We start from the raw sequence: 17,767 nt of genomic DNA, 5'->3' as shown, positions 1-17,767 counted from the left end.
TACCGCCACCCAGAGGATGGCGGTACTTCTTTTATGCTCGTGTTCAGGATTACTGTTTTGCGACTGCCTCGGCTTCGATTTCCGTTGCGATCTTCTCATAGGTATCGTCGCTGAGGAAGCGGCGAGCGCCCAGATAACGTTTCGCGTAGTACTTATCGTCGAGAGAGGTAATCGTTACGCCCTTGGAAGCGGCGTGAGCAAACTTGTTCTTGCCGATGTAGATTCCGACGTGAGAGACGCCGCTACCGCTCGTATTGAAGAATACGAGGTCCCCTGCGCGCAATTCATCGTCGGAAATCTTCGAGCTCTTCTCCCAGCCGTACAGATCCCGCGAAGTGCGAGGCAGGTCGATGCCGAGTTGATCGAAGACGTACCCGGTGAAGCCGGAGCAATCGAAGCCCTTCGGGGTCGTTCCTCCGTACTTGTAATCGGTTCCGATCAGCGGCTCGATCGCATTGTCGAGCTTGGAGCTCGCGAATACGCTGCCGACCTGAAAAGCCAAGAGCAGTGCAAGACCAAACAAGAAAACTGACACTTTACGCAAAACCGGCGACTCCTTCCAATGCCTACGAGGTTAGCTTAAGGGTTCGGTAGAAGGTCCCCTATGGCTCCTTTGAAGCAAAGCCAACTCACCCGAAAAGATGGTTCCCCCGTTCCCCGTTTCACGGGAACTCGGCATTTTAAGATTTCTTCAGCTTTATATATTCGGTTATCCTGACGAATTTCCTGCAACTTTTATATTAGAATTCCTTAATCTAGGGACGGACATCGCGTGCGGATATCCTCCTTTCGTCCCAGATTTATCTCGCCGATAATAACGCCAAACCCCGGTCGCGGCCATAATGCGGCGCAACCGGGGGAATGTCCCGGGAGGAATATTGTCGATTGTCGGGACCTGATAAGCTTACGATTTCGCGTCGCCCCATACCTGATGCTGGGAGGCGGCAGTCCACAGCTTGAGCAAGGAGCGCACGAAATGAAAAGCTTGATGCAGCGCCACGGCCAGAAAACCGGACCAGAGCAAGGAGACCGCCCAAGCTGCGGCGGACACGGCCAGACCGATTCCGACCATGATTAACGTGATGCCGAGCAGAGGGAAGGCTCGGCGCAGCGCCAGCCCCAGACTGCTTAACGCTCCTTCTTGCGCAGCCGCTCCGAACTGCATGAACAGACAGAACAGGTGAACGACTAAGCCGTATAGCAGCCAGCAGGCCGCGTAAGGGAGCAGTTCCAGCAGCCAATCCGTCAAGGAGGGCTCTGCAAAAAACCGGCTTTTGGCCATCGGCAGCAGCCATGCGGCAGGAAGAGCCACAAGCGCGCTTTCCATCCAATAGAGCAGGGTTACCGGCTTCCATGCTCTGCGAACTCCCGATAGTACCCGCGTTCCTTCCTCCTCGGCGGAGTGACGGAAGGAGTAGAACAGACCGGCATTGATCAGGGGGGTCAACACCATTCTCAGGAGAAGCAGCCCGCCAAGCAGCCATAGCGTATCGTCGATGAGGTCGGTCTTCAGCAGGCGGAACTGGGCTTCGATCAGAAACAGGTGTGCGGCGTCGGAGTTCGGATGTTCGTCCGGATAACGCGCGATTACGGGCGTTACGATTGAATCGACGAACCGATACAGGAAAAATCCCCAGAGCAAGCGGTACAGGAACAGGAGAACCAATACATATTTATGCCGGACGGTCATGTCCCATCCCATTTTTAGTCGTTTGCGCATTTTCTTCCTTTCCCCCCTACCAAGCCAAAGCTCCGAACAAGCCTTCTATGATTTGGGCGATGCCGGCTGTATATCGGGTACGCTGCTGCGGCGGAACCTCGGCTTTGAGATAATTGTTGATTTTGCGATTGTCGAGCACGATATGATTGCCGGGATCGATCGCCGCATAGAGCAGCGGGGAGGCCGATTCCAGCTTAAGCTGCACATGGGTCTGAACGCCGTCCCATATTTTGCGCATCGAATGGCCGTCCTGGAATTGCAACCATACCGACACGGGCTCGGGGCTGCCTCCGCTGCGCCGGAGCAGGACGATGCTTTCGTAGCCGTTGTCCGTCCGTCTTGTCTGGATCGCTTCCACCGAGAAATCCGCCATTTCTCCTTTTTGCACATACGCCCTGAAGAAATCGTCCCACTTTTCTTTCGTAACCGTCTCTACGACTTTCTGGAAGTCCTGAAACGACGGATGCTTGAACTTGTGCTTCTGGAAGTAGGTGCGCATAATCTTGCTCATCGTTTTGTCTCCCACTTGACGCTCCAGCGCGGAGAGTACGAGCTTGCCTCTCATGTAGACGTTCTCGGCGTATCTGTCGGAGGAACTGAACTTCCAGGAAGAGAGGTTCAGCGGCTCGGGATGAGTCATATAGCTGGCTTCGACCGGAAGGTTGGGCAGCACTCCGTAAATGCTGGACATCAGCTTATCCTCGGTATAGGACGTAAAGCCTTCGTCCAGCCAAGCCTCCTCGAATTCGTTGGAGGCCACAAGCCCGTACCAGTACTGATGCGCAATCTCATGGACCAGCGTTCGCTCCAACTCGTAGCCGGGATTGTCGTCTTGTGCGGCCGCTCCGGTAACGAGAGTGGGATATTCCATCCCGCCGGCGCCGTTGCCGCTTGCCGGAGGAATGACAACGGAGAGCGTGGAGTAGGGATATTCTCCGTACCATTGACCCAGCTTGGCCAACGCAGACTTGGCGGCATGCATGTAACGATCCTTCAAATGCTGATGAAGAGGGTCTAGATAAAGCTTGATCCGCACTCCGGGAATGCCGGGCGAGGAGAACGAATCCTCCACGTAGACGAAGTCCGGAGAAGCCGACCAAGCGAAATCGTGCACGTCGTCGGCGTAGAACTGGAAGCTTTTGCGTCCGCCGGTTACCGCCGGAGTCTTCGTAAGGAAGCCGGTAGCCGCCACCTTGTAGCCATCCGGAACGTTGATGCGTACGCTGTAGATGCCGAAGTCCGCATAAAACTCGGAGTCTCCGTGATACTGGTGCAGATTCCAGCCTTCCGAGGAGCGCCCTCGTGTACCTGCCGTTTCGTAGACGGGGATTTTGGGAAACCATTGTCCCGCCATAACGAAGTTTCCGGTTTTGCCCATGCGCGCGAACACGTCGGGCAGCTGCACCGTGAACTTCATGCGCAAGGTGACGGACTCGCCGGGCTTGACCGGCTCGGGCAGTCTGAAGGTCGCCAAGGTGCGGTCGGTTCGATTGCCGTCGTCGGGCTGCGCATAATGGACTCTGGGAAGCAGCGTTTCTCCTTCTTCCGTGGTTAGAGCGGTGAGCTCCATCCCGCCGTAGCTGCCATCCTTCATTTTATCTCCTCTAAGTTGGCCGCCCGATTCGCGCAAAAACGTGCTGCCGGGCGAGAACGCGTTGGGATATAGATGAAGGTACATTTCGGAGACGAGTTTGCGCCCCGGGTTTTTCCAGGTCACAATCTGTTCTCCTTGCAGAGTCCCGCTATTCTCATCGAGCGAGACGGCAATATGATATTCCGTTATGCGATTGCTGAGCACGGCGGCCTGCGGTTTCTGCGGAGCGTCCGGTCCGGGACCTGGCCCCGGCTCTGATTTGGCGTCGATCGCGGGCGGGACGACGGCAAGCTCGGACAAGGATGACGCAGGCAGGGCGTACTGATCGACCCAAGCGTCGGCAAACCCGAATCGGACGGACATAACAAGTACGGCGGCGGCGGCGACGAATAGCAGCATTCGCAGCGAACGGCGCTTAGGCATACGGATAACCCTCCCGTTGACAAGCATCTACGAGATATATATGTGGGTTGTCCGCGGATTATATCTTGAGATTTGCGGCCAAGCTAGGGAGAGTCCGGAGGGAATGAAGGTAACAGTTGACAGGGGATTCGGGCCGACTTAAAATGAGGCATAGTCATTAGTGCAATCGTTTGCACATTGGGAATAAAGGAGCTGGCAGCATGAACGGGAAATGGTGGAAAGAAGCGGTCGCTTATCAAATTTACCCCCGCAGCTTTATGGACGGCAACGGAGACGGAATCGGGGATTTGCCGGGCGTAATTTCGAAGTTGGATTACTTGAAGGAGCTGGGTGTCGATGTGCTCTGGATTTGTCCGATCTATAAATCTCCCAACGACGATAACGGTTACGACATCTCCGATTATCAGGGTATTATGGACGAGTTCGGCACGATGGGGGATTTCGACCGTTTGCTGAACGAGGTTCATGCGCGGGGAATGAAGTTGATCTTGGATCTGGTCATTAACCATACTTCCGACGAGCATCCCTGGTTTATCGAATCCCGATCAAGCCGCGACAACCCGAAACGAGACTACTATATTTGGTCCGACGGAAAGGACGGAGCGGAGCCGAACAACTGGGAGAGCATCTTTAGCGGCTCTGCCTGGGAATACGATGCGGCTACCGATCAGTATTACATGCATGTCTTTTCCACGAAGCAGCCGGATTTGAATTGGGAGAACCCGCTAGTGCGCCGCGAGCTGTACGCGACGGTCAATTGGTGGCTGGACAAGGGCATCGACGGCTTCCGCGTGGACGCGATCTCCCATATTAAGAAGCTTCCGGGTTTCCCGGATATGTCCAATCCGAACAAGCTGCGTTACGTGCCTTCGTATGACGGACATATGAACCGCGAAGGCATTCATGTTTTCCTGCAGGAACTGAAGCGCGAGACATTCGATAAATACAATATTATGACGGTGGGGGAAGCAAACGGGGTATCGGCGGACGACGTAGAGTTGTGGGTCGGAGAGCGGCAGGGCGCTTTTAATATGATTTTTCAGTTCGAGCATTTGGGACTGTGGCAGAAGACGGCGGACGGTTCCGTGGACGTTCCGGCGCTCAAGAAGGCGCTCACGCGCTGGCAGAAAGGACTCGAGGGAGTCGGCTGGAACGCGCTATTCCTTGAAAATCACGATCAGGCAAGATCGGTATCGACGTGGGGGGACGACCGGGCCTATTGGGAGCAGTCGGCCAAATCGTTCGCGACGATGTATTTTCTCATGCAGGGAACGCCTTTCATCTACCAGGGCCAAGAAATCGGAATGACGAACGTTCAGTTTCCTTCTATTGAGGACTACGATGACGTAGCGATGAAGAACATGTACCGCATCGAGCGAGAAAATGGCAAAAGCCACGAAGAGATCATGAAGATCATCTGGAAAAGCGGCCGCGACAACTCCCGGACGCCGATGCAGTGGAGCGACGCTGAACAAGCGGGCTTCACGACGGGCACGCCTTGGCTGAAGGTGAATCCGAACTATAAGGAGATCAACGTCGAGAAGGAGATGAAGGAGCCGAATTCGATCTATCATCATTACCGGAAGCTGATCGTCCTGCGCAAAAGCAATCCGACGGCGGTCTACGGCGCGTACGATTTGGTTCTGCCGGATCATCGGCAGATCTATGCCTACACCAGAACGCTTGGCGAAGACAGGCTGCTCGTGCTGGCGAACCTCTCGGGCGAAGCCGCCGAATGCAGCCTGCCGGACTCCGTTGCGTATACTTCGGCGGAACTGCTGCTGATCAGCGGAGATTCGGGAGACCGCAGCCTGCGCGATCTCCGTATGGCTCCTTATGAAGCGAGAGTGTATCGGCTAGTCTAGTATCGTTTAGGATTCGGCGAACAGGGGGCTCTGCCGCCCTTGATACATCAGAGTCAGACGGTGAAGCGCGCGCGTGCAGGCGACATACAGCAGCTTGGCGTCCTGCGGCGCGGCCGCGTAACGGCGGTCGTCCGCGTCGGCTACAAGCACGGCGTCGAACTCGAGGCCCTTGGCCAGATATACAGGAACGACGGTTATGCCGCCGCGATACTGGGTCTGATTCTCGGAGATCAGGTTCGCTTCGACGCCGGCGCCGCGGAGCTCATCGGCCAGCCGTGCGCAATCGTCGTCTGTACGGCAGACGATCGCGATCGTCTGCATGCCGCGCTCCCGATTATCCTGGATGAAGCGTTCGATACGGGGAAGGCGATCTGCTTCGTCAAACAGGTGAGCGAGCTCGACCGGGTCGCCGCTGCGGAATACAGGGACGGCGGGAGGCAGTCCCGTGCCGGTATGCGGCAGAATGCGGTTAGCGAACTCGATGATTTCAAGCGTTGAACGATAGCTTTGCTGCAGGGCGTGATAGGATCGGTATTCCTCCGCGAATACGTCCGATAGCTCCTCCCAGCTCTGTACGCCGCGATAAGCATGAATGCCCTGAGCCAAATCTCCGAGAATGGTGAACGAAGGCTCGTTCATGAATTGGTTCAACAGGGCGATTTGAAGCGGGGATACGTCCTGCGCTTCGTCCACGACAACGTGGTCGAACACAAGGTTTTCCGCCCCGTTCAAAACATAGTGAATCCACACAAGAGCGGGAAGGTCTTCATGCCGAACCTCGCTCTTTTTTAGATAGGTTTTCGTGCTTTGGACAATGCTTTTCGGAATGTCCGCCGAGTCGTCCGAGGAGAACAAGCGCTGGTAGAAGCTCAAGGCGTCCGCTTTGGGCAATTTGTTCGTGTAGGTCCGAAACCGTTGTTTGCCGGTTTTGGATTTTTCCTTGCGAATTTTCGGGTCTCCGATCTCTCCAAGCTGCATCTCCAACCAGCGATTGATTCTGGCTTTCAGTCTTTCCAGACGCGGGGCGAGCGCGTAGTGACGGTATTCTACCTCGAACCATTCGCGAATTGTAGCGGCGGGCAGAATGCGGCCCGTCCATGGCTCAAAGGGCTGAGGATCGAGAAAATGCGTTTCCAGTCCCTTCAGCTTTTCGTCTAATAGCGCTTTGAAGGCGAGCGAGCCTTTATATCTTCCCGGCGTCTCGTCGTTGATCGTCGGCCGTTTGCCTTCGAGTGAGAACCACAGCTCTCCCTCCGTGGCGTCTTTGACCAGCTTGATGCTGCCGCTCAGCCGCTCCAGCGCCCATTCTGCGAATGTCGTCTGCTTGACGTTGCCGACGCCAAGCTCAGGGAGCACGCCGGAAATGTAGTCGAGGAACATCGTATTCGGAGCGAAAATCACCATTCTTTCCGCGCGGATCTGCTGCTGATACTGGTAGAGCAGAAAAGCGAGCCGGTGCAGCGCGACCGTCGTTTTTCCCGAACCGGCGGCCCCCTGGATGATCAGCGCTTTATGGCGCGGGGCGCGAATGATGCTGTCCTGCTCGGCCTGAATCGTGGACACGATGTCCCGCAGCTTGTTATCCTTCTTGTCCCCGAGCTTGTAGAGGAGGAACTCGTCGTTCAAACCGATGTTGTCGCCTCCCCGCTCGTAGCTGTCGACGATGCGGCCCAGCTTCTGATCGCGGATCGACAAGTTGCGCTTGCGATAGATTTCTCCGTGGATTGTGCCGTCCGGCGCGTCATAGGTGACCGGCGCTTCGCCTCCGGTAAAGGAGTAGAAAAGGCTGGCGACGGGCGCTCTCCAATCGATGACGTACGGCTCTCCCGTCTCTTGAAGATCCATCCCTCTCTTGCCGATATACAGTGGCAGCGGCATGGGTTTGCCGTTCTCCTTGAAATCCAGCCTGCCGAAGTAAGGCTCCTTGCCGAGCAGATCGAGCCTGCGCCGATATTCCTCACGCTTCTCTTCCAGCAGCTGCTCGGTGAAATCCTGTCCCCGGTAGACCGGGCCTATTCCGGCTCTCTGTCGGTCGATTTCCCGGAAGGTATCCTGCAGCCGTTGTTGTTCCTCCCGATAAACCGGGCTTTGCGTATCCATAAGTGCCAATCCTCCCAAGGCGTGTCTACAAACCCGCTCAGGGGCATCTTTCACCGCCTTTTCGCCCCCTGCTTCGTCACTTTTGCTTGACGTACCCCCGGTACGCCTTCACAAAAGTTCCTTGCATGGAACGAAAATTCGGCAATATCTGCTGTCCTCGGAGTATGCAGACACGCCCTGGCGTTCCGTTTGCTTTACCTATTGTGGCGCATTTTCGTAAAAAACAATAGACTTATGTTTTCCGTTTTGTTATGATGTTGAGTACAGAATTACCTAAAATAGACGGAACAAACGTTCGCGTCAATAGACGTCGCATAAGAAGCGGGCGAGACTCGAATTTTCGAGGGTTTCGGTCCCGGTTTTTTCGTATGTAACGGCATTTACGGGAGGCTGACCATGGATAATCCGAATCAACCGACGGAGAAGAAGAAGCTGTCGCTTAACGTCGTCAGCAATAAACAACATAAAGGCTTCGGCGCGGGATCGATCGACCTGAGCCAGGTCGCCTGCGTCATGATCGACGAGGGCGTGGCGTATATCGATGTCGGCGCGATGCATGCCAAGAGTAAGATCGAGAAGGGGATCAGATTTTCGCCCGACAAGTCCCTCGTGCCGAACGGCCGTCCGGCCTGGATCGTATGGGTGGCTGTCGACCGCAACGAGAGCGGTTCGTATTATGCGGGCGCAACTTCGTGCGAAATGCTGATCGATTCCGAGGCGCGGAAGGGCTGGAAGGTGCTGCCCGATCACGTCAATCGGCTCGACGCTGCGCTTAAGCGCAAGTACATGCTGGACAACATCGGTCCGGACGAGAAGGCGGCTCTTCGCAAGCTGCTAACGGAGCACAATGAAGAATGGTGGAACAATTCACCTCAAGAGTTGAAGGATTTGCTTGTGTAGGCATGCAGCTGTAGATCGGACAGATAAAAAATGGCAGTTCAGGAACGTGTGAATGTCCCTGAACCGCCATTTTTTGTTTTAAAAGAACAACGGATTATATCATTTTTTATCCCCTTCTTTTGTAAAATTATACCTATTCGCCCTCGGTCTTGAATGGTAGGATATTCCTTATAAAAGTTAAATAAAGGGAGTGTTTAGGGGCGATGGGCCAACAAAAGGTTCTGAACGGGGAATGGATGCAGTGGATTAGCCACAATCTGGGGAACGGATGCACCCCGGATTCTGTTGTGGAAGCCATGGTTGAAGGCGGTTTTGAACAGGCTTTTGCAGAAGCGGCAGTACAGCTGTCGGAAAAAGCGACAAGCTCGACATTTGACTACGGTACGATTCATTTTGCGCATATAGGTCATTCCATTCGAACATCCGACCAGAAGGTTCGAATCTCGGCTCGTTTGGACAAGCCGTTCATCATCGTTATGGACAACGTGCTTACCGACGAGGAGTGCGACCGTTTAATCGCGTTATCTCGAGACAAGCTCGAACGTTCCCGGACCGTCAATCCCAGCACGGGTGAAGACATGATCGTGGAGGAACGCACGAGCTGGGGAACCTTTTTTCAAGTCAATGAGGATGCATTTATTTCCCGCCTGGACAGACGAATCTCCGAAATTATGTGTCGTCCTGCGGAAAACGGAGAGGGGCTGCAGATTCTGAATTACCAAGTCGGAGCTGAATACAAGCCTCATTTTGACTATTTTGAAGGGGCGGAACTGGACAATTATTTGGGCAGCGGAGGACAGCGAGTTAGCACGTTAGTTCTCTATCTAAACGATGTAGGGGACGGTGGGGAAACGACATTTCCCGAGGTCGGCTTGAGCGTCGCACCGCGCAAGGGCTCGGCTGTGTATTTTGAATACGGCAATGAACTCGGACAGTTAGATCGGTTATCGCTGCATGGCGGAGCTCCGGTGAAAGCGGGAGAGAAGTGGATCGCTACGAAGTGGATGCGGCAGAGGGCCTATACAAGCAGTTAACGGCAGCCTGTGAAACAAGTTAATGATCTAGATGGAGGTAGAAATAAGTATGACCGTCAAAGGGATTTCTTCCATGCCGTCGGGAACGCTGCCGCCGGCTCTACAGCCGAAGCCGCCGGCACCCGCGCCGAAACCGGCACCTGCGCCAACGCCCAAACCGGCACCGACGCCTACACCAAAACCAGCCCCGGCTCCGGTACCGAAGCCGGCGCCTGCAGCAACGCCCAAACCAGCGCCGTCGGGAACGCTGCCACCGGCTTTGCAACCTAAACCGCCATCGCCTACGCCAGTACCAGCGCCGGGGACAACGCCTGCACCATTGCAGCCGAAGCCGTCTCCTACACCGACGCCCAAGCCAGCCCCTACGCCAACACCAAAACCAGCTCCGACTCCGGTGCCTGTACCAACGCCCAAACCAGCACCGGTGCCTACGCCGTCAGCGCCGTCGGGAACGTTGCCGCCGGCTCTGCAGCCGAAGCCGCCAGCGCCGACGCCAGTACCAACACCGGGGACAACGCCTGTACCTATGCAGCCGAAGCCGTCTCCTACACCGACGCCTGCTCCGGTTCCGTCTCCGGTACCCAAGCCAGCGCCGACGCCAGTGCCTGCTCCAACACCGATACCAGCGCCGATGCCCACAACGTCAGCGCCGTCGGGAACGTTGCCGCCGGCTCTGCAGCCGAAGCCGCCAGCGCCGACGCCAGTACCAACACCGGGGACAACGCCTGTACCTATGCAGCCGAAGCCGTCACCAACACCGACGCCTGCTCCGGTTCCGTCTCCGGTACCCAAGCCAGCGCCGACGCCAGTGCCTGCTCCAACACCAATACCAGCGCCGACGCCCACAACGTCAGCGCCGTCGGGAACGCTGCCGCCGGCCCTGCAGCCGAAGCCGCCAACACCAACGCCAGTACCAACGCCAGTACCAACACCGGGGACAACGCCTGTACCTATGCAGCCGAAGCCGTCTCCTACACCGACGCCTGCTCCGGTTCCGTCTCCGGTACCCAAGCCAGCGCCGACGCCAGTGCCTGCTCCAACACCAATACCAGCGCCGATGATCATCGCAGTGCCGGGAACAATACCGCAAGCCTTACAAACAAAATCACCTGGCCAGAACACAATAGATATTCGAGTAAGCGACAACAATGTAACGCGCAATACACCGAAGGAAGTGGCTATTTCACAGGGGCAGCAGGCTTATCAAAGCTATCTGCATAAACAGAATCAAGCTCCAACTCCAACGCAACAAGTGGTCAATGTCTTGAATAACCTTTCGTCGTTGAGTCCCTCAGAGAGGAAAGATACTCAGCGTGTGCTAGAAGCTACGATGAGATATCAGGCAAGCCAAACCGCGTTAACATCGATGCAAGAAGCAACAAAGAAGGCCGAAGCTGCGCTTACCGAAACGAACAAGAAGATCGACTTCGGCGATGAGAGCAATTCAGTGCGTGCGGTACAGGAAAAACTGAAAGACCTGGGTTATACTGTATCTACAGATGGAAAATTCGGTGCCCAAACGCAAACGGCCGTCACGCAGTTTCAGAAAGATTACGGGTTGAAAGCGGATGGCGTGGTTGGAAATCAGACGTTAAATGTGCTCCAAGCTGCACTGTCAGCACAAGGACAAAGCGCTGAAACTCAGCAAAGGATTATTGATATCGCGAAACAAGCGAAAGCAGGAGATATTCCTGGGCCCGCGCAGGTTCTGACCAAAACCGATGAGAAGAAGTTCTCTGAGGAAAGGGATAGGTTGCTGGCACAAGCGAAACGTAGTAATGAAAGTAACGGGAAGGCATCTAACGCAAGTCATGAGGTTTATGGTCCAATGCCGCTATACGGTACTCCGACGGCGCCTGAAACTGCCCCAGCGATTAATCCATTGTATAAGGCGTGGAACAGCTTGGTGGAAATCGGCCAAGACCTTACTGCGGCAGCAGAGGACAGAGCGGCCCACCGGTTAGACTCGCTAGGTGCATTCGGTGATTATCTAAGTGCCGGGATCGTATCGGGAAATTATAAAGCTGCAGAGGAGAGGGCAGCGAAATGGAATCAATCATCTTATGATTTTTTCAACTGGGCGCTTGTAGGGCTTCCGGATACGGTCAAGGGGGCGCTGAACCCTGAAGATCCGTTGTCCAAAGAGCATTTGATGAATAGCCTAGGATTAGCAGGTATTGCAGCTGGAGGCGCAGCTTTAGCGAATAGCGCAGTTTCGGGAGGAACGCGCGGGGCTGTAACTGGAGCAAATGCAGCCAATAAAGTTGATGATGTAATTGAGAGAGCGGGTAAAAATAAGGTTATAACAGATCCTTTTGAAATGAAGAAACATATCATCGTACCAGAGGATGGATTTCAGGCATTTCTTGAGAGGAAATATATTGATATAAGAAAAGAAGGTATTGAAGATATTCCAACAGTAGCCAAGAATACAGGTTTGACAGAAGAACTGGTCTTAAAGATGAAGAAGCATCTGTTCTTAGACACAAAACAGCTATCTGTAGATGGAAAACCGTACGAAGAATTATATTTTCAAGCTGACCCAGACATTGCATATGCGTGGCAGAAGGCTCAGAAAGGTGAACTGACGGAAAAGGAAAAAGAGTGGTTTAGGAATTTAGCAAACCATGAGATTAAAGAAAAAGAATATATGGATGGAGGAATGCCTTTAAGGGATCAGTCTACTTGGAATCAAAATACAAAAAGGTTTGATCCCGATTCTTCAAAAAATGCACATGATAAAGCAAATGTAACAGATCCAAATCCGACAGACCCATTCCCTGGATATGATTCTGGCTCAGATTACATTAAACATATAGACAATGATATTGATTATTAAAACTGAGGTGAGAATGTGTATTTAAGTGAAGCAATTGTAAGAATTAATAGCGTGAATTGGGATTTGGTAGGTAGCAGTGCATCAAAAGTAGAAGCTGATTTAGCTTGTGAATTCTTGCGAAGATTAGCCAATTTTTTTAAGAAGGAAGGGGTTAAACCGATAAAACCTCTAGTTGCAGATATAGCAAGATTGCTTGGCGACGCTGATGAAATTGAAATTTCAGATTATTGCAACTCAGAAGTTGTCAATTTTTTAGGAGAAAATATATATATAAAAAATACTATTGAGTATTATTTACATTTGGCTAAATATGCTGAAAAGTATCCGGATGCTTACAAGTATTTGAGTGTATATGATCCATTAATCAAGATCTTCGAAAGAGGAGGGATGTTTGTTCTTAGAATAAACGCTCTAGATATAGTAAACGGAGCGCATATTCCCTTAAATGGATGGTACGAGAAATTTTGTAACGATGAGTTCTATTGACATAAAATGATTTACAAAAAGAATTGGGAATTAAGGCGAAATTCGGACTGCCCAATGCCGAAGGATTTTTCATTTAATATCATATGTAACCTATTTTTTTAAAAACCCAACTTAGAAGAGCAAGTGATTATCCCCGGAAAATTACCGCAAGGCGATAGCCGCTCGCTCCACGTCGTCTACGTGACAACCCGCCGCAGAATGCCCCCAATCGCAGCCCCTCTCACTCTGGGGGGCGACAACTCAAGCTGATGACGCGCCTGACACACAAAAGCCCACGTCATTGACGGTGACTGCGGCACCGACAAAGTACGTGAGCATTAACATAAGCTGAATTAAATGACTTCCCGCTCATCATTGTCCGGCAGCGCCGGGAACGAAGTATGCGGCTCTGACTGATACCAGAAGGCCGTCGAAGCGATATCGCTTTGCTGCGGCAAGTATCGCCCGCCGGAGCGCCATCCGAGGTCTTGAATGGTCACCCGCAGGTCGCTTTCGAACCGAATCGGGTCCATGACATGCCAGCGGTACATGCCGAAGCGCGTCTGGCTTCGATACAAGCCGTCCGGCCGAATTACCTGGTGCATTCCCAAGTATGGGGTGGAATAGGTGCTGTACGTGCCCTGCGGCTGCTCCCAATTCCATGCGCCTCCGAAGTAATCCTCGGTTCCCGTTCCGCATATCGTCGGGAATTCCTTGTCTCCGTCCATGTAGAATTTGATTTCTCCTTCTCCCCACCAGCCGGTGTTGTTCACCTGCCAGGCGAGATAGGTTCCGACATAATGGCCTTTGCCCGAGATGCCGTCGATAATCGTATAGACATCCTTGTACGGCACAGGGTTCGTGCGGCGCCACTGGGCGTGAAAATATGCCGCATCCTCCGGGACGTCCGTCAACGTATAGTCGATCTGATAGTACAGTATGGCTTTCTCCGAAGATTTATTTTCCATCGTCAACTTGGCGGAGCGGCGAAAAGGCATCTGCCAATAGCTGTTCATTCCCCCGGCCGGATTCACCGCAATCGGCAATGAATTGACATTGCTGCGCTCCTGCCAGCCATTGCAGAAGAAATCGCCGATCGGAACTTCAACGGAAGCTTCCTCTTCACCGTCCCAGTAAATACGGAAGATCAGATTTCTCCAGAATGTCGGGAAGCACGTCATCCACATATGCTGGATTGCGCCGGGCCCTTGAATTTCTCCCATTGTAAACACAGCTCCAGGCTCGATCTCGACGGAAGGAGACACTTTCCAGCCAATGCCCAGATCGCGCGCGCAGTTCGCCCCCGTTCCTTCCGTCGCCATTCCTCCTTTGCCTTTCTCGCCAGTAAAATTTTCGGGGCTGATCGATCTTGTCTTAGCGTCAGACAGACGCGCCAAATTGCCCAATCCCATATTTAGTCCGTTATAAAGATTCAAGAATCCCACTCCTAATTATGTTAATAGTTGTCCAGTTGTGCTTGAGCTCATCCCTTGAGACCGGTCAGAGTGATTCCTTCTATAAAATACCTCTGACTGCTGATATAAGCGACCAGAACCGGAAGGACAGAGATCATCGCAGCAGCCATTAGCAGGTGGTACTTGGTCGTATAGAGTCCTTGGAATGAAGCCAGGCCAAGCGTGATCGTTTTAACGCTCTCCGTCTGGATGACGACAAGCGGCCACAGAAAATCATTCCATACTCCCATGAAGGTAAAGATGAACAGAGAGGCGAGAGCCGGCTTCATTAACGGCATCAGAATCCGCGAATAGATGCCGAAATACCCGCAGCCGTCTATCCGCGCCGCCTCGTCAAGCTGTCTCGGTATGGTCATGAAAAATTGGCGGAGCAAGAAGGTTCCGAAGGCGTTGCCGAAAAAACCGGGAACGATAAGCGCGTAGTAGGTGTCGACCATTCCCAGCTTTCGCATAATCACAAACGTCGGAATCAAGGTCACCATCAGAGGCACCATCATCGTGCCTAAATACATGCTGAACAGCAGATCCTTGCCCTTAAAGCGCAACCGCGCGAATGAGTAGGCGGCCAACGAGCTGAACAACAGCGTGCCTGCAGTTACAGCAACCGCAACAAATAAGGAGTTGAGCAGCATTCGGAGCAGCGGCACAGCCGTCAATACTTCTTGATAATTGCTGAAACTCCATTCCTTAGGAAACATACGGGGCGGCCATTGGAAAATTTCCTGCGGAGTCTTGAACGAGGTCAATGCCATCCACAGAAAAGGAAAGATGAACAGGATGCAACAGACGATCATAACGGCATGAATGAGAAGCGACTTCGGCTTCACGCGATTGCTCATTGTATAGGAGGTCATATCTATCACCTAGTCCATCTCATAATTTACTTTGTTCCCGAAAAATTTCATCTGCAGCAGCGTAACTGCAAACAACATAATGAATACGACCCAAGCCAGAGCGGAGGCATATCCCATCTCAAAGAACTTAAACCCATTCTGATAAACCCAGTAATAGATTACGCGCGTGGAGTCGCCGGGACCGCCGCTTGTTGTGGAATAGATCAGGTCGAACACTTGGAAGGAACCGATGACCGACATGATCGACACGAAAAATAAAGAAGGCGTGATCAAGGGCAGGGTGATTCGTGTCATGCGTCTCCAGGCGCCGGCTCCGTCAATGGTTGCGGCTTCATACAGATGGGAGGGAACCCCCTTCAAGCCTGCAAGCAGAATAACCATATTGAAGCCCACGCTTTTCCATATCGAGATGGCCGACACCGAGAACAGGGCATATTTTTCATCGGACAACCAGCCTGCGCCTTGCAGATTCACGAGGCTGAGCACATAATTCAGAATGCCTAGATCAGTGTTCAAAATCCATCTCCAGATGACCGAAATAGAGATCATGGAGATGCCGACGGGCAGGAATATGGCGGCGCGATAGAGATTAACTCCCTTGATCGACTGGTTCAGGAGCAACGCGATAACAAAAGCCGCAGCAATTCCAAGAGGAATGGTCAATAAGGAAAACACGAATGTGTTTTTGAGAGACACCCAGAATTGCTGATCATGAACCATCTTGTCCGTAAAATTACTCAAGCCCACCCACCGGGGAGCATTGATCAAATCCCAATCGGTGAAGCTCATCAGCAGAGAAGTGAAGATCGGAACAATTACAAATACCAGCATTCCGAGCAGGTTGGGCGCGATAAATAAGTAGCCGTATGCAGATTCCGCCATACTCTTCTTCTTATTATTAGCCTTTGATTTTGACATGGCTGACTCCTTTGCGTTAAAAGCGTCAACTGGGGAACGGATCGTTCGCTCCCCAGTCCACTCCTTGCCTGTCTATTGGTTTAAGACTTTGTCGATTTCCGTCTTCGCTCTGCCGAGAGCATCCTCAACGCTGATCAGGTTGCGAAGCGCCGGATCGATCTCCCGCATAAAAATCTCATCGATGGTCTTGGACCATACAGGATGGAACGGAAGACTCTTGGCATTGCTCAACTGATCGAAGAAGATTTGCACATGCTCCTGCGGCTCTCCTTCAAGCAGCCACTTCCCGGAGTTCGTTACCGACTTCAGCACGGGCATGCCCAGACCGGTCGAAGAGTTGATCTCCTGAGCCGTTTGCGAGACGTAGAACTTGATGAACTCGAACGCTTCCTTCGGATGCTCCGTATTCTTAGGCATTGCCAGTGTGACAAAAAGCAGCGGCGAGGAGTTTTCCGTCTTCTGCGGGAACGGCACGACTCCCCATTTTCCGGCCAACGGCTCCAGCGAATAAGAAACCCAGCGGCCTCCGGACACCATAGCGGCTTTGCCGGCAAGGAACATATCGACGGTGCTCATGCCTGTCCCTTGCAACCCGTCCGGTGTCGGGGACACGCCGCCGTCTTTATACATCAAGCTCTTGTACCAGTCCAGCGCTTCGCTGATTTTCGGATCGTCGAGCATCATCGATTTACCGTCATCGCTAAGCAGCTTGCCGCCATTCTTGTAGATCGATGTCATCAGCGGTCCCCACCACAAATCCTGCGCGAATCCGTACTGCTTCGATTTGCTGTCGCCCTCCGACGTCAACGCTTTGGCCGCCTTGTCGAAGTCGTCCCAAGTCCATTCATTGGTCGGATAAGGGACATTCGCTTTATCGAACAGCTCTTTGTTGTAGTAGATCATGTAAGGCGTCGCATCTTTAGGGAATGCCCACATATGGCCGTCGTTATAGCCCATCGGATCAAGCAGCGCCGGGAAGAAGTCGTCGAAGTCGACATTGTTCTCTTTGGCAAGTGGAAGCATATCCAGCAGCACGTCTTTTTTGACAAAGCTGCTGACCAGCGCTTCGCCGATATAGAAAACGTCAGGGGCATTGCCGCCGGCGATCTGGGTAAGGACGGATGCCGGGAAGTCATTGGCGGAACTGACATGATCGAGAGTGACTTTAATGTTCGGGTGCTCTTTTTCGAACGCGTCTTTTATTTTTTCCTGAACGAGCTTCTCGTCCGGAGTTCCCCAGAAGGCGAAACGGATGTTCACTTCTTTCGTCTCCGAGGTATTGTTTCCTGTTGTCGAAGACGCTGCCGGCGATTTGGAATCGTTGGAATTGCCGCACGCAGTTGTCAGAAGCAGCGATAAAATGAGGGAAAGCGAAATGGTTGTTTTTCTCATGGGTATGGGTGTACCTCCCTTTTATTTGTACCAAGCGATAATGAGCGTAAACTTGACTAGGGGGTGTCTTCAAACCCGCTCAGGTGCATCTATAACCTCCCCTGCTGCGTCACTTTTGCTTGACTTGCATGGAACGAAAATTCGGCCATATCTGCTGTCCTCGGAGTATGAAAACACGCCCTGAGCAC

The 17,767-nt window shown here is 52.9% G+C and carries 16 protein-coding genes and 1 riboswitch; of the genes, 5 read left to right on the top strand and 11 right to left on the bottom strand.

The features are described from left to right. Positions 1-49: 49 nt before the first annotated feature. From DFP98_RS28040 to DFP98_RS28030, 3 genes are all read right to left on the bottom strand, one after another. Positions 50-544, bottom strand: coding sequence for a C40 family peptidase (locus tag DFP98_RS28040; protein ID WP_116063951.1), 495 nt, complete (start codon positions 542-544; stop codon positions 50-52). A gap of 4 nt (positions 545-548) precedes the next feature. Then, positions 549-688, bottom strand: a riboswitch (cyclic di-AMP (ydaO/yuaA leader). A 216-nt stretch (positions 689-904) separates the two neighbouring features. After that, a complete protein-coding gene (locus DFP98_RS28035) occupies positions 905-1,720 on the bottom strand; it encodes a hypothetical protein (RefSeq protein WP_116063950.1) in 816 nt (271 codons plus the stop codon). A 16-nt stretch (positions 1,721-1,736) separates the two neighbouring features. Beyond that, entirely contained in the window at positions 1,737-3,737 is a 2,001-nt protein-coding gene (locus tag DFP98_RS28030; RefSeq protein ID WP_116063949.1) for a M1 family metallopeptidase, read from the bottom strand. A 200-nt stretch (positions 3,738-3,937) separates the two neighbouring features. Between DFP98_RS28030 and DFP98_RS28025 the strand changes: the two genes are divergently transcribed. Beyond that, on the top strand, positions 3,938-5,602 hold the full coding sequence (locus DFP98_RS28025) for a glycoside hydrolase family 13 protein (RefSeq protein WP_116063948.1): 1,665 nt from the start codon (positions 3,938-3,940) through the stop codon (positions 5,600-5,602). 6 nt (positions 5,603-5,608) lie between these two features. On the opposite strand, the gene DFP98_RS28020 is transcribed toward DFP98_RS28025, so the two are convergent. Then, on the bottom strand, positions 5,609-7,702 hold the full coding sequence (locus tag DFP98_RS28020; protein ID WP_116063947.1) for a HelD family protein: 2,094 nt from the start codon (positions 7,700-7,702) through the stop codon (positions 5,609-5,611). Positions 7,703-8,098: 396 nt separating this feature from the next. Here DFP98_RS28020 and DFP98_RS28015 point away from each other — a divergent pair, with 396 nt between their 5' ends. After that, positions 8,099-8,602, top strand: a complete 504-nt coding sequence (locus DFP98_RS28015) for a YwhD family protein (RefSeq protein WP_116063946.1) — start codon at positions 8,099-8,101, stop codon at positions 8,600-8,602. A 203-nt stretch (positions 8,603-8,805) separates the two neighbouring features. Beyond that, on the top strand, positions 8,806-9,636 hold the full coding sequence (locus tag DFP98_RS28010) for a 2OG-Fe(II) oxygenase (protein ID WP_116063945.1): 831 nt from the start codon (positions 8,806-8,808) through the stop codon (positions 9,634-9,636). A 27-nt stretch (positions 9,637-9,663) separates the two neighbouring features. Here the strand turns inward: DFP98_RS28010 and DFP98_RS38750 are convergent, their stop codons facing one another. The 3 genes from DFP98_RS38750 to DFP98_RS40055 are packed head-to-tail and all read right to left on the bottom strand — an operon-like array spanning position 9,664 to position 10,568. Continuing rightward, positions 9,664-10,221, bottom strand: a complete 558-nt coding sequence (locus DFP98_RS38750; protein ID WP_147310287.1) for a hypothetical protein — start codon at positions 10,219-10,221, stop codon at positions 9,664-9,666. Next, a complete protein-coding gene (locus DFP98_RS39265; protein WP_181917987.1) occupies positions 10,182-10,349 on the bottom strand; it encodes a hypothetical protein in 168 nt (55 codons plus the stop codon). The genes DFP98_RS38750 and DFP98_RS39265 overlap by 40 nt, the downstream gene beginning before the upstream one ends. 18 nt (positions 10,350-10,367) lie before the next feature. After that, a complete protein-coding gene (locus DFP98_RS40055) occupies positions 10,368-10,568 on the bottom strand; it encodes a hypothetical protein (RefSeq protein ID WP_181917986.1) in 201 nt (66 codons plus the stop codon). Between the two features lie 20 nt (positions 10,569-10,588). On the opposite strand from DFP98_RS40055, the gene DFP98_RS27995 reads away from it, so the two are divergent. Next, positions 10,589-12,475 carry a peptidoglycan-binding domain-containing protein gene (locus DFP98_RS27995; protein WP_116063942.1) on the top strand — a complete coding sequence of 629 codons (1,887 nt, stop codon included), beginning with the start codon at positions 10,589-10,591 and terminating at the stop codon, positions 12,473-12,475. Positions 12,476-12,490: 15 nt separating this feature from the next. Further along, positions 12,491-12,961, top strand: coding sequence for a hypothetical protein (locus DFP98_RS27990; RefSeq protein WP_116063941.1), 471 nt, complete (start codon positions 12,491-12,493; stop codon positions 12,959-12,961). 332 nt (positions 12,962-13,293) lie between these two features. On the opposite strand, the gene DFP98_RS27985 is transcribed toward DFP98_RS27990, so the two are convergent. The 4 genes from DFP98_RS27985 to DFP98_RS27970 form a co-directional block, all read right to left on the bottom strand. Further along, complete coding sequence (locus tag DFP98_RS27985; RefSeq protein ID WP_116063940.1) at positions 13,294-14,376, bottom strand: glycoside hydrolase family 172 protein; 1,083 nt, start codon at positions 14,374-14,376, stop codon at positions 13,294-13,296. Between the two features lie 47 nt (positions 14,377-14,423). Next, positions 14,424-15,269 carry a carbohydrate ABC transporter permease gene (locus DFP98_RS27980; protein WP_246016800.1) on the bottom strand — a complete coding sequence of 282 codons (846 nt, stop codon included), beginning with the start codon at positions 15,267-15,269 and terminating at the stop codon, positions 14,424-14,426. A gap of 9 nt (positions 15,270-15,278) precedes the next feature. After that, entirely contained in the window at positions 15,279-16,187 is a 909-nt protein-coding gene (locus DFP98_RS27975; RefSeq protein ID WP_116063939.1) for a carbohydrate ABC transporter permease, read from the bottom strand. A gap of 72 nt (positions 16,188-16,259) precedes the next feature. Beyond that, positions 16,260-17,579, bottom strand: a complete 1,320-nt coding sequence (locus tag DFP98_RS27970) for an ABC transporter substrate-binding protein (RefSeq protein ID WP_116063938.1) — start codon at positions 17,577-17,579, stop codon at positions 16,260-16,262. Positions 17,580-17,767 lie beyond the last annotated feature (188 nt).

This window comes from Cohnella phaseoli (genome assembly GCF_003386235.1).
GTDB lineage: Bacteria > Bacillota > Bacilli > Paenibacillales > Paenibacillaceae > Cohnella > Cohnella phaseoli.
Note: the sequence above shows the minus strand (reverse complement) of the source record. Positions and strands in the feature narration are given on the sequence as shown.